Genomic DNA, 12609 nt, shown 5'->3' with positions numbered 1-12609 from the left:
AGCTCCTCCGGTTGGACTCGAACCAACAACCCTGCGATTAACAGTCGCATGCTCTGCCAATTGAGCTACGGAGGACCGTATGGGCGCGGGGGCGTGACCCCCGCTGACAGGAAGAACCTTAGCGCACGGCACCCGCGCGCTTGCGGGCCCCCTCCCCACCGGCCTCGGCGTGCTTGTGGCCGTTGACGGCCTCGTCGACGCGGGCGCGCACGACGCCGGCGAGGCCCTGCACGGCGGGGTGGTCGGCGAGGCGCTGGTAGGTGCGGTGCAGCTGCTCGTAGCGCTCGTGGCCGGCGCGGGCGCCCAGCACGTACCCGACGGCGGCGCCCAGCAGGAACTTCCACATGTCGTTCTCCCCGGTTCGTGCGTCCCCCGCCCCTCCATGGTGCCCCCGCGGTGGAGCGGCGGAACCCGCCGATCGCCGATGGGTAGGTTCAGCGCTGCGGCCGGGCGGGCGCGCCCGGTCTTGACACGGGCCGGAGATCCCACCAGGGTCGCTTCGGTTTCTGTTCGGAAGTGTTGGATCGTGTGCGAGTCACCCGACGAGAGGACGACGTGCTCCCCTTCCCCGGCATCGCGATGGGCTGCGACTACAACCCCGAGCAGTGGGACCCCTCCGTCTGGCGCGAGGACGTGGCGCTGATGAGGGAGGCCGGCGTCGGGTTCGTCACGCTCGGGGTGTTCTCGTGGGCGATGCTCGAGCCGGAGCCGGACGAGTACGACTTCGAGTGGTTCGACGAGGTCCTCGAGCTGCTGCACGCCAACGGGATCGCCGTCGACCTGGCGACGGGCACCGCGTCGCCGCCGCCGTGGCTCACCACCCGCCACCCGGAGATCCTCCCGGTCGACGCGGAGGGGCGCACGCTCTGGCAGGGCAGCAGGCAGTCCTTCTGCCCCAGCTCGCCGGTGTTCCGCGATCACGCGCTGCAGCTGGTCGGCGAGCTCGCCCGCCGGTACGGCAGCCACCCGGCGGTGAAGCTGTGGCACGTCAGCAACGAGCTGGGCTGCCACGTCGTCAAGTGCTACTGCGACGTGAGCGCGGCGGCGTTCCGCCGCTGGCTCATCGGCCGCTACGGCTCGGTCGACCGGCTGAACGAGGCGTGGGGCACCGCGTTCTGGTCGCAGCGCTACTCCTCGTTCGACGAGGTGCTGCCGCCGCGACTCACGCCGACGTTCAGCAACCCGACCCAGGAGCTGGACTTCGCCCGCTTCTCCTCCGACGCGCTGCTCGAGCACTACCGCGCGGAGCGCGACGTGCTGCGCCAGCTCTCGCCGGACGTGCCGGTCACGACGAACCTGATGGTCAACCCGCGCCAGTCGGGCACCGACTACTTCCGGTGGGCGCCGCAGCTGGACCTCATCGCCCAGGACCACTACATCGACACCCGGCTGCCGCGCCCGCGGGCCGAGCAGGCCTTCTCCGACGATCTGACCCGCGGCGTCGCGGGCGGCGAGCCGTGGATGCTGATGGAGTCGGCCACGAGCGCGGTGAACTGGCAGCCGGTGAACCCGGCCAAGAAGCCCGGCGAGCTGCTGCTCGACTCCCTGCGCCACGTCGCCCGCGGCGCGGACACCGTCGGGTTCTTCCAGTGGCGCGCCTCCAAGGCGGGCGCGGAGAAGTTCCACTCGGCGCTGGTGCCGCACGCCGGGCCGGACACCGCGCGCTTCCGCGAGGTCGTGGAGCTGGGCGCGACGCTGCAGAAGCTCGGCGAGGTCGCGGGCAGTCGGGTCGATGCCGACGTCGCGCTGCTCGTCGACTGGGAGGCCTGGTGGGCCTGCGACCTCGGCTCGCACCCGTCCTGCGAGGTCCGCTACATGGACGCGGCGCTGCGCTGGCACCGCGCGGTCACCGAGCTGGGCGCCACGGCCGATGTCGTGCACCCCTCCGCCGACCTCTCGCGCTACCGGCTCGTGGTCGTCCCGACGCTCTACCTGTGCACCGACGAGACGGCCGACGCCCTGCGGGCGTACGTCGAGGGCGGCGGGCACCTGCTCGTCACGTACTTCTCCGGGATCGTCGACGAGAACGACCACGTGCGCCTCGGCGGGTACCCGGGCGCGTTCCGCGACCTGCTCGGCGTGCGCACCGAGGAGTTCGCCCCGCTCCTGCCCGGCGTCACCGTCACGCTCGACGACGGCAGCACCGCCGACGTGTGGACCGAGCTGCTCGAGGCCCGCGACGCCGAGGTCGTCGCGCGCTACACCGACGGCCCGCTGCCCGGCACGCCCGCGATCACCCGGCGGGCCGTGGGTGACGGCGTGGCCTGGTACCTCGCGACCTGGCTGGACGACGAGGCGACGGCCGCCCTCGCCGACCGGCTCACCCGCGAGGCGGGCGTCTCCCGGCTGGACGCGCCGCAGCCGGGGCTCGAGGTCGTGCGCCGCGGCCGGTACCTGTTCGTGCTCAACCGCGGGGACGTGCCCGCCACCGTCCCGGCGACCGGCACCGATCTGCTCAGCGGCGAGCGCGCCGACGGGGAGGTGCGCGTCGGGGCGCGCGCCGCCGCGGTGATCCGCTCGGACGAGGGCTGATGCTCGCCCGCCAGCGCCAGGAGCTCATCCTCGACGCCGTCCGGAGCAACGGCGGGGTGCGGGTGTCGGAGCTGGTGGACCGGCTGGGCGTGTCGGACATGACGGTGCGCCGCGACATCGACGAGCTGGCCCGGCGCGGGCTCGTCACCCGGGTGCACGGCGGCGCGACGGCGGTGGGCAGCAGCGTCGAGGAGCCGGGGTTCGCGGCGAAGTCGGCGCTGAACACGGCGGCGAAGCGGGCGATCGCGCAGGCGGCCGCCGCGCTGGTCGAGCCGGGGGCGTCGGTGGCGCTCTCGGCGGGTACGACCACGCATGCCGTCGCGTCGGTGCTGCTGGGTATCCCGCGGCTCACGGTCGTCACCAACTCGCTGCGGGTGGCGGAGGTGCTGCACGCCGCGCAGCGGCCGGACCTCACGGTCGTGCTCACCGGCGGCGAGCGCACGCCGTCGGATGCGCTGGTCGGGCCGGTCGCGGTGGCGGCGCTGCGCGGGCTGCACGTCGACTGGCTGCTGATGGGGGTGCACGGGATGGACGCCGAAGCCGGGTTCACGAGCCCGAACCTCGCGGAGGCCGAGACGAACCGGGCGCTGATCGGCAGCGCCCGCCAGGTGGCCGTGGTGGCCGACAATTCGAAATGGGGAGTAGTGGGGTTGAGCACGATCGCGTCGCTCGACGAGGTCGACGTCGTCGTCAGCGACGATGGCCTCGCACCCGAGGCGCGCCAGGCCCTCGAGCAGGCGTGCGGACGGCTGGTGCTGGCGTCATGAGCGGGACGCCGAGGGTGCGGCGCACGACGGCCCGCATGGCCGACGGGCGCGAGCTGATCTACTTCGACGACGTCACCCGGGACCGGGTGCCGCCCCCGGACACCCGCGACCTGCCCGCGGTGCAGACCGGTTCGATCATGCGCTACGACGTGCTGACCGGCGAGTGGGTGGCGATCGCCGCCCACCGCCAGGACCGCACGTTCCTCCCGCCCGCCGACGCCTGCCCGCTGTGCCCGACCCGGCCGGGCCGCGCGCCGTCGGAGATCCCGGCCGACGACTACGACGTCGTGGTGTTCGAGAACCGCTTCCCGTCGTTCGCGCAGGACGTCGCCACCGACGTGCCCGCCGAGGTGGACGGCGACCCGCTGTTCCCCCAGCGCCCGGCGATCGGGCGGTGCGAGGTCGTCTGCTTCACGAGCGACCACGACTCGTCGTTCGGCGCGCTGCCGGTCGAGCGGGTGCGGACGGTGATCGAGGCGTGGGCCGACCGGACGGCGGCGCTGTCGGCGCTGCCGGGTGTGGAGCAGGTGTTCCCGTTCGAGAACCGCGGCACCGAGATCGGCGTGACCCTCGAGCACCCGCACGGGCAGATCTACGCCTACCCGTTCGTCACGCCGCGCACCGGGCAGCTGCTCACCCAGGCCGCCGAGCACCGCCAGCGCACCGGCCGCGACCTGTTCGACGACGTGCTGGCCGCCGAGCGGAAGGCGGGCACCCGCATCGTGCGGGAGGGCACGCACTTCACGGTGTTCGTCCCGGCCGCAGCCCGCTGGCCCGTCGAGGCCCACCTCGTGCCGCACCGGCCCGTCCGCGACTTCACCGGCCTCGCCGAGGAGGAGCGCGCCGAGCTCGCGGTGCTGTACCGCGACCTGCTGCACCGGTTCGAGGTGTACTTCGCCGAGGCCCCGCACCCGCCGTACATCGCGGCGTGGCACCAGGCGCCCGTGCACACCGGGCGCGACCTCACGCGGCTGCACCTGCGGCTGTTCTCCCTGCGCCGGGCGCCCGGGAAACTCAAGTACCTCGCCGGCTCGGAGTCGGGGGCCGGTGCCTGGATCAACGACGCGCTGCCGGAGCGGATCGCGCAGCGGCTGCGGGAGGTCGGATCGTGAGGACGTTCGCGGAACTGTACGGGCGCGAGCCGGACGGCCGCTGGGCCGGGCCCGGCCGGGTCAACCTGATCGGCGAGCACGTCGACTACGCCGACGGTCTGTGCCTGCCGTTCGCGATCGCGCAGCGCACGGTCGTCGAGGTCGCCCGGCGCGACGACGACCGGCTGCGGCTGCGCAGCCTCTCCGAGGACGGTGGCTTCGACGGCGACCTCGCCGACGTGGGGCCGGGGCGGCCGGAGGGCTGGTCGGGCTACGTGGCCGGGGTGCTGTGGGCGCTGCGCGAGGCCGGGTACCGGGTCGGCGGCATCGACGTCCTGGTCACCGACACCGTGCCGCTCGGCTCGGGGCTCTCGTCGTCCGCTGCGCTGGAATGCGCCGTGGCCATCGCCGTCGACGACCTGTACGGCCTCGGCCTCGGCGGCTCGCCCGAGGGCCGCAAGGTGCTCGTCGACGCGTGCCGGCGCGCGGAGAACGACGTGGTCGGCGCCCAGACCGGCGGCATGGACCAGGCGGCGTCGCTGCTCGGGACGGCAGGGCACGCGCTGCTGCTCGACACCCGCGACGGCTCGACCCGGCAGGTCCCGTTCGCGCCCGCCGAGGTGGGCCTCACCCTGCTCGTCATCGACACGAAGGTCCGCCACAGCCACGCCGGGGGCGAGTACGGCGCCCGCCGGGCGTCGGTGGAGAAGGCCGCGGCCGTGCTGGGGCGCAGCCTGCGCGACGTCACCGTCGCCGACCTCGCCGCGCTCGACGCCGACCTGCTCCCCCGCGCCCGGCACGTCGTCACCGAGATCGACCGGGTCCGCCGCACGGTCGCCCTCCTGGACGCGGGCCGGATCGCCGAGATCGGCCCCCTGCTCGACGCCTCGCACGCCTCCCTGGCCGGCGACTACCAGGTGTCGGTCCCCGAGCTCGACCTGGCCTGCGCGACCGCGCGGGCGGCGGGCGCGCTCGGCGCCCGGATGACCGGGGGCGGGTTCGGCGGCTCGGCCATCGCGCTGGTGCCGGCCGACGCCGCCGACAGCGTCGCGGGCGCGGTGCGGGCGGCGTTCGCGACGGCCGGGCACCGGGAGCCGGACATCCGGGCCGCGGAGCCATCGGCGGGGGCCGAACGGATCGCCTGACCAACCCCTCGCGGATGTGAGGGGTCATCTCCCGTAGCCGATCGAGCACCGATCCGGAGCAAGGGGGACTGCGGGATGATCCGGCACGGGACGGGTGCGTGCCCGCACACCGTGGACAGGGCGGCCGAACTGGCACGGCGCATCCGCGTGGCGCTCTGCGCCGCGATCTTCGTGGTGACGCTGCTGGTGGTCGGCACGGTCGGCGTCGTGTTCGGGCGGACCGCGGACGCGGACGCCGCCTTCGGCGATCCGGCCGAGCACCCGCACGCGTGGGTGTACGACCGCCTGGCGCAGGTCGAGCTGGGCGTCACCCCGGAGTTCCTCGCGGAGCAGCTCGGCGCGCCGCGCCGCTCCGTCGACCTGTGCGAGGAGATCCCGTGCCCACCCGAGGCGGCGGGCCGGACCCTCACGATGAACCTCTACCGGTTGAGGTCCGTGGAGGTGCGGGCGCTCTTCGACGGCACCAGCCTGGAGTGGTTCGCGATCACGCTGCTCTCCGACGACCTGCACCCGCCGGTCAGGTGGATCGATCTCGAGCTGGGCGAGCTCGGCACGTTCACGTTCGCCGACGCCATGGAAGCCGCCGGGACCGACCCGACGGACATCGACCTGTTCCTCGGGCCGCGGTCGGCCGCCTACGTCGAGGTGGTCTCGGTCGGCGCGCCCGGCGACTACCACGGCCTCATCCTCGCCTGCGCACCCGGCGGAGGGGCGGGCCACTTCGACCGGGAGGCCGCGGACGCCGTGGACGCGATCGGCGGTGAGCCGCTCGACCCCGCCGTGGCCGAGCCGTTCCGGGTGACCTCGATGCCGGACACCTTCGGCGAGTACGTCGACGACGGCGGGGTCGTCTCGAGGATGGCGAGCGACGCCGGGTTCACCCGGGTGCTGCTCTACCTGTTCACGACGCCGTGAGCCTCAGGCGAGCGGCTCGCCCGCGTGCTCGACCTGCGTCCGGATGGTGAACGCCGGTTTGAGCATCATGGTGACCTCGGTCCGCTCCAGCGCGTCGACCAGCCGGTGCGCCTCGCCCCGGTCGAGCCGGAACCCGAGCACCACCCGCCGGAAGAGCAGCGTGGGCGGGCCCGCGTCGAGGGTGACGACCACCTCGATGTCGCCCGGGTCGCCGTCGCGCTCCAGGTGCGTGCGCGCCGTCATCGCGCTGCACGCCGCGAGCGCGCCCGCCATCAGCTCGAGCGGGGTGGGCCCGGTGCCCGCGCCGGCCGCGGGGTGGTCGGCGACGACCCGGTGCGGCCCGAACCGCAGGTCGACGGCCCGGCCCGCGGCGGCGGCCAGGTGGGCGTCCGCGGACGCGAGCGGGGCCTGCATCATCACGCGGCGGGCTCCTCGGCGACGGGGAGGACCACCCGGAACCGGGTGTCCCCCGGCTCCGAGGTGACGGTGATGTCGCCGCGGTGCCGGTTGACCACGACCCGGTAGCTCACGTCCAGCCCGAGGCCGGTGCCGTGCCCGACCGGCTTCGTGGTGAAGAACGGCTCGAAGATCCGGCGGCGCACGTCGGGTGGGATGCCCGGCCCGGTGTCGCCGATCTCGACGAACACGCACTGGTCGTCGACGCGGCCGGTGCGCACGGTGAGGGTGCCGCTGCCGCCCATGGCGTCGATCGCGTTGTCGATGATGTTGGTCCAGACCTGGTTGAGCTCGGCCGGGTAGGCCGGGATCTTCGGCAGCGTCCGGTCGTACTCCTTGACGATGCCGATCCCCGCCTCGCCGCCCAGCTTCCGCCCGAACATCACGAGCGTGGCGTCGAGGCCCTCGTGCACGTCGATGAAGCGGTGCGGCGCGCGGTCCATCTGCGAGTACTGCTTGGCGGCGAGCACCAGGTCGGAGATCCGGGTGGTGGCGTCGAGGATCTCGCGCAGCAGGCTCTCGGTCTCCACCGTGTAGGCGAGCCAGCGGATGGCCCCCTCCAGCGTGGTCTCGCCCGCGGCCGCGTTCACCGCCTCGAGGTCCTCGACCCCGAGGCCGCCCGAGACGAAGACCGGCGCCAGGTCCCAGCTGCCCTCGATGCCGTGGTCGTCGAGCCACTCGCCGATCTCGTCCTCGCGGTCGGTGGCCTCCAGCGGCGAGAGCGCCGGAGCGTGGCGGACCTTCTTGACGAACTCGTCCTGGGCCATCACCAGCTTCTTCAGCTGGTCGCCCGCGATCCGCCCGTCCGCGATCATCGCAAGCTTCGCCCGCATGCCCGCCACCTTGTCGCGCAGCGCGTCGGCGGCGCGGCCGGCCGCGGCGGCCGGGTTGTTCAGCTCGTGGGTGAGCCCCGCGGACAGCTTCCCGAGCGCGAGCAGCCGCTCCCGCTCGGCCACCTGTGAGTTGTTGCGGCGCAACCCCATCAGCATGCCCTCGAGCAGGTGCACCGCCATCGGGAACCACGAGGCGAACGCGCGGGCGAACTCCTTGGCCGGCAGCGCGAGCACCGTGCAGTCGGTGACCGCGCGCACCGAGGCCGGGTAGGTCAGGGCCGACTCGTCGTCGAGGTAGAACTGGGTGGCGCCGAAGTACACGCCCCGCTGCTCGGTGCGGGTGGTCTCCACCGGGTCGCCGCTCACCAGCTTGCTCATCGAGATCGTGCCCGACAGCAGCACGTAGAAGCAGCGCGCCGGCTCGCCCTCGCTGACGATGTACTCCCCCGCCGGGAACGGCACGACGTCGGCGTTCTCGCTCACCCACTGGACCTGGTGGTCCTCGAGCTCGGCGAACAGGAACAGGGTGCGCAGCTCGTCGGGCCCGAGCCGGGCAGGGGTGGTCTCGTCGATCGCGGTCATCTCTCGTCGCTCCTGCCCGGTCACTGTTCTGCGAGGTACCGGTGGACGAGCGTCACGGCCATCGCGCCTTCGCCGACCGCGGACGCGACCCGCTTGACGGAATCGGCCCGCACGTCGCCGGCCACGAACACCCCCGGCACGCTCGCCTCCAGGTGGTAGGGATCCCTGTCCAGTGTCCACCCCGGCGGGCGCTGCCCGTCGACGACGAGATCGGGCCCGGTGGGGATGAAGCCCCGCCGGTCGCGCTGGACGAACCCGTCGAGCCAGTCGGTGCGGGGTTCGGCGCCGATGAACACGAACATCGAGGCCGCCTTGACCGTCTCGGTCGCGTCACCCTGCCGCAGGGTGAGCGCCTGCAGGTGGTCGTCGCCGTGCGCCTCCACGACCTGGCAGCCGGTGCGCACGACGATGTTGTCGATCCCCTCGATCTGCTTGATCAAGTACGTCGACATCGACGCCTCGAGGCTCGGCCCGCGCACCACCAGCGTGACGGTGGCCGCGTGCTTGGCGAAGAACACCGCCGCCTGGCCCGCGGAGTTGGCGCCGCCGACGATGTAGACGTCCTCGCCGCGGCAGGCCGGCGCCTCGGTGGCCGCGGAGCCGTAGTACACGCCGCGCCCGGTGAGCTCGGCGACGCCGGGCGCGTCGAGGCTGCGGTAGGACACGCCGGTGGCCAGCACGACGGCGTGCGCGCCGATCTCGGTGCCGTCGCCGAACCGCACGATGCGGGCCGAGCCGCGCGCCTCCAGCCCGACGACGTCGCGGGCGGTGAGCACCTCGGCGCCGAACTTCGCCGCCTGCCGGCGGGCGCGGTCGGTCAGCTGCGTGCCGGACACGCCGTCGGGGAAGCCCAGGTAGTTCTCGATGCGCGAGCTCTGCCCGGCCTGCCCGCCGGTGGCGTGGCGCTCGACGAGCACCGTGCGCAGCCCCTCCGACGCGCCGTACACGGCCGCACCGAGCCCGGCCGGCCCGCCGCCGACCACGATCAGGTCGTAGAAGTCCGACACCGGGTCGGTGGTCAGCCCGCACGCCGCGGCGATCTCGGTGTCGGTGGGCGAGCGCAGCGCCGTGCCGTCGGGGGTGATCAGCACCGGCACCTCCTCCGGGCGCGCCCCGGCGGCCTCCAGCAGCCGGGCGCCCTCCGGGTCCTCGACCGAGTAGTAGCGGTAGGGCACGGAGTTGCGGGCGAGGAAGTCGCGGGCCGAGAAGCACTCGGCCGACCAGCGGTGCCCGACGACCCGGATCTCGTCGACCGGGCGCTGCCCCACCGCCCGCCACGTCTCGACGAGCGCGTCGACGACCGGGTAGAGCTTCTCCTCCGGCGGGTCCCACGGCTTGAGCAGGTAGTGGTCGACGTCGACCAGGTTGATCGCCTGGATCGCCGCGTCGGTGTCGGCGTAGGCGGTGAGCAGGGCCCGGCGCGCGTGCGGCGCGATGTCCATGGCCTGCTCGAGGAACTCGATGCCGTTCATGTCCGGCATCCGGTAGTCGGCGAGGATCGCGGCCACCGGCTCGCCGCGCAGGACGAGCTCGCGCAGCGCCTCGAGGGCGTCGCGGCCGGACTCGGCGCGGACGATGCGGTGGTCCTGGCCGTAGCGGCGGCGGAGATCGCGCGCCACGGCACGGCTCACGCCCGGGTCGTCGTCCACGGTCATCAGGACGGGCTTGGGCGAGCGCGGCTCGGTGGTGGTCATGCAGGCTCCAACGGCACGTGCGACTGCCGCCCACGCAGGCGGACCCGCCGAACCTAGCGCGGTGCGGAGCCCACGGCGAGCGTGCTGTCGGCGAACGCGCCCGCCGCATCGAGAACCGACGAACGGCGCGTTGGTCGGAAGGGTTCCGCCCAACGCGCCGTTCGTCGCACAGGGATCAGGCCGGCTGCAGGACGCCGTCGACGCGCCGCGGCAGGCGCAGCGGGTTGTCGTCGCGCAGCGCCTCGGGCAGCAGCGCCTGGGGCGTGTTCTGGTAGCACACCGGGCGCAGGAAGCGCCGGATCGCGGTGGTGCCCACGCTGGTGTGGATCGACGCCGTGGTGGCCGGGAACGGGCCGCCGTGGTGCATCGCGTGGGACACCGCCACCCCGGTCGGCCAGCCGTTGTAGATCAGCCGCCCGGCGCGGTCGCGCAGCACGTCCAGCAGGGGCGGCAGGGACGCGGCGTCGGAGTCCTCGGCGTGGACGGTGGCGGTCAGGTTGCCGCTGAACGCCTCCGCCGCGGCGAGCATCTCGTCGGCGTCGGCGTACTCGACGACGATCGACGTCGGCCCGAAGCACTCCTGCAGGATCGGCTCGGGGTCGGCGAGCAGCTCCTTCGCCGTGGTGGCGAGCAGGGTCGGGGCGACGCCCGCGTCGGTCTCCGCGCCGTGCACGAGCGTGCGCAGCGCACCGAGGCCCTCCAGCCGGTCGCGCTCGTGCGCGTGGCCCTCGCGGATCCGGTCGTTGAGCATCGCGGCCGGGGCGACACCGCGGACGGCCTCGACGAGCTTCTCCTCCAGGCCGTGGCCCTCGGGCAGGAACAGCAGCCCCGGCTTGGTGCAGAACTGCCCGGTGCCCAGCGTGAACGACCCGACGTAGCCGTCGACGATCTCGGCGCCGCGCGCCGAGACGGCCGCGCGGGTGACGAACACCGGGTTGAGGCTGCCCAGCTCGCCGTAGAACGGGATCGGCTCGGCCCGCTTGGTGGCGATGTCGAGGAGCGCGAGCCCGCCCTTCACCGAGCCGGTGAAGGCGCCCGCCTTGACCCGCGGGTCGGTGAGCGCGGACGTGCCCGCCTCCATGCCGTGGACGACGGCGAACGTGCCCTCCGGGGCGCCCGCCGCGCGCAGCGCCTCGGTCAGCACCTCGCCGGTGCGCTGCGACAGGCGCGGGTGGCCGGGGTGGGCCTTCACCACGACCGGGCACCCCGCGGCCAGCGCGGACGCCGTGTCGCCGCCGGGGACGCTGAATGCGAACGGGAAGTTGCTCGCGGCGAAGACCAGCACCGGCCCGAGCGGCACGAGCATGCGCCGCAGGTCCGGCCGGGGCACCGGCTTGGCGTTCGGGTCGGCGGAGTCGAGGATCACCTCGAGGTAGGAGCCCTCCTCGAGCACGTCGGCGAACAGGCGCAGCTGGCCGCTGGAGCGCGCCACCTCGCCGGTGAGCCGGGCCTCCGGCAGGGAGGACTCCTCCATGGCGATGGGCACGAGCTCGGGCGCCGCGGCGTCGAGCGCGTCGGCGGCCGCGCGCAGCAGGCGGGCGCGCTCGGCGGGGCGCAGCGCGGCGAGCGGCCCGGCGGCCCGCGCCGCCGCGGCGAGCACCCGGTCGAGCTCCTCGGGGGTGGTGTCGGTGACGGTCACTGCTGTCCCTTCCTCCTGGCCGCCGGCTGGGTGAGGGCATCGACCAGCCAGGACAACGGTTCGCGGCCCCGTACGACGGGGTTGGACAGGGTGCCGACCTGCGCGATCTCGATGTCCACGCGGTCGCCCTCGGTGAGCGAGAAGCTCAGGTCGGGGACGATACCCGTGCCGGTGGACAGGATCGCGCCGTCGGGGAAGTCGCTGGGGGCGTACAGCACCTCGACCAGCTCCTCCAGCGTGCGGTGCAGGCGAGCGGTGCTCGTCTCACCTTCGAACACGACGGCACCGTCGCGCACGACCTTCATGGTGATCGCGAGGTCGGACGGGTCGACCTCCCACGCGGGGCGGATACCCGTCGCGATGGCGCAGGAACCGTTGAAGATCTTCGCCTGCGGGATGTAGAGGGGGTTCTCGCCCTCGATCGAGCGCGAGCTCATGTCGTTGCAGACGGTGTAGCCGACGATCTGGCCGCGGCTGTTGGCGACGACCGCGAGCTCCGGCTCCGGCACGTCGACCGTCGAGTCGGCGCGCACGGCCACCGGCTCGCCGTCGGTCACGACCCGCCAGGCCACCGCCTTGAGGAACAGCTCGGGGCGGGGCGCGTCGTAGACCTTCTCGTAGACCGAGGCCTGGACGCTCTCCTCCTTGCGGCCCTCCCGCGAGCGCTCGTAGGTGACGCCGGACGCCCACACCTCGGTGAGCCCGTCCACCGGCGGCAGGTAGGTGACGGTGCTGGCGTCCACCTCCGCCCCGGCGGGCTCCAGCCCGGCGCGCAGGGCGTCGAGGGGCTCCCGCAGCAGCTCGGCCACCGATCCGAAGCGGACCGGGGCGATCTTGCCGTCCCGACGAACCCCCACCCGCGGCTGCGCTGCCCCTTGCTCGACGTAGCGGACGATCTCCATGCTCTCCACCGGCTCCTGTCCCGCGACCATGGTCCGGCTGGATCCTATAGGAT

11 protein-coding genes and 1 tRNA gene are annotated in these 12609 nt (G+C 73.8%); 5 read left to right on the top strand and 7 right to left on the bottom strand.

Annotation, left to right across the window (positions count from 1 at the left end; translation table 11 throughout):
* Nucleotides 1–2 precede the first annotated feature (2 nt).
* Nucleotides 3–75, bottom strand: a tRNA-Asn gene (locus VKZ81_RS10520).
* A 43-nt stretch (nt 76–118) separates the two neighbouring features.
* On the bottom strand, nt 119–346 hold the full coding sequence (locus tag VKZ81_RS10515) for a hypothetical protein (protein ID WP_324241283.1): 228 nt from the start codon (nt 344–346) through the stop codon (nt 119–121).
* Nucleotides 347–555: 209 nt separating this feature from the next.
* Between VKZ81_RS10515 and VKZ81_RS10510 the strand changes: the two genes are divergently transcribed.
* The 5 genes from VKZ81_RS10510 (at nt 556) to VKZ81_RS10490 (ending at nt 6450) form a co-directional block, all read left to right on the top strand.
* Entirely contained in the window at nt 556–2532 is a 1977-nt protein-coding gene (locus VKZ81_RS10510) for a beta-galactosidase (RefSeq protein ID WP_324241282.1), read from the top strand.
* A complete protein-coding gene (locus VKZ81_RS10505; protein ID WP_324241281.1) occupies nt 2532–3299 on the top strand; it encodes a DeoR/GlpR family DNA-binding transcription regulator in 768 nt (255 codons plus the stop codon). The genes VKZ81_RS10510 and VKZ81_RS10505 overlap by 1 nt, the downstream gene beginning before the upstream one ends.
* A gap of 14 nt (nt 3300–3313) precedes the next feature.
* Nucleotides 3314–4411, top strand: a complete 1098-nt coding sequence (gene galT / locus VKZ81_RS10500; RefSeq protein ID WP_324241288.1) for a galactose-1-phosphate uridylyltransferase — start codon at nt 3314–3316, stop codon at nt 4409–4411.
* Nucleotides 4408–5535: a galactokinase gene (gene galK, locus VKZ81_RS10495; RefSeq protein ID WP_324241280.1), complete on the top strand. Its 1128-nt coding sequence runs from the start codon at nt 4408–4410 to the stop codon at nt 5533–5535. Before galT ends, galK begins: the two co-directional genes overlap by 4 nt.
* Before the next feature lie 75 nt (nt 5536–5610).
* Nucleotides 5611–6450 carry an ETEC_3214 domain-containing protein gene (locus VKZ81_RS10490; protein WP_324241279.1) on the top strand — a complete coding sequence of 280 codons (840 nt, stop codon included), beginning with the start codon at nt 5611–5613 and terminating at the stop codon, nt 6448–6450.
* A 3-nt stretch (nt 6451–6453) separates the two neighbouring features.
* On the opposite strand, the gene VKZ81_RS10485 is transcribed toward VKZ81_RS10490, so the two are convergent.
* From VKZ81_RS10485 to VKZ81_RS10465, 5 genes are all read right to left on the bottom strand, one after another.
* The gene (locus tag VKZ81_RS10485) at nt 6454–6867 is read right to left on the bottom strand and encodes an OsmC family protein (RefSeq protein ID WP_324241287.1); all 414 of its coding nucleotides are present in this window, start codon (nt 6865–6867) and stop codon (nt 6454–6456) included.
* The gene (locus VKZ81_RS10480) at nt 6867–8321 is read right to left on the bottom strand and encodes an ATP-binding protein (RefSeq protein WP_324241278.1); all 1455 of its coding nucleotides are present in this window, start codon (nt 8319–8321) and stop codon (nt 6867–6869) included. The genes VKZ81_RS10485 and VKZ81_RS10480 overlap by 1 nt, the downstream gene beginning before the upstream one ends.
* A gap of 20 nt (nt 8322–8341) precedes the next feature.
* Complete coding sequence (locus VKZ81_RS10475; RefSeq protein ID WP_324241277.1) at nt 8342–10015, bottom strand: NAD(P)/FAD-dependent oxidoreductase; 1674 nt, start codon at nt 10013–10015, stop codon at nt 8342–8344.
* 175 nt (nt 10016–10190) lie between these two features.
* On the bottom strand, nt 10191–11654 hold the full coding sequence (locus tag VKZ81_RS10470) for an aldehyde dehydrogenase (NADP(+)) (RefSeq protein WP_324241276.1): 1464 nt from the start codon (nt 11652–11654) through the stop codon (nt 10191–10193).
* The gene (locus VKZ81_RS10465; protein WP_324241275.1) at nt 11651–12586 is read right to left on the bottom strand and encodes a fumarylacetoacetate hydrolase family protein; all 936 of its coding nucleotides are present in this window, start codon (nt 12584–12586) and stop codon (nt 11651–11653) included. The genes VKZ81_RS10470 and VKZ81_RS10465 overlap by 4 nt, the downstream gene beginning before the upstream one ends.
* Nucleotides 12587–12609: the final 23 nt, after the last annotated feature.

Source organism: Pseudonocardia sp., from assembly GCF_035305885.1.
In the GTDB taxonomy this organism is placed as follows: Bacteria; Actinomycetota; Actinomycetes; order Mycobacteriales; family Pseudonocardiaceae; genus Pseudonocardia.
Note: the sequence above shows the minus strand (reverse complement) of the source record. Positions and strands in the feature narration are given on the sequence as shown.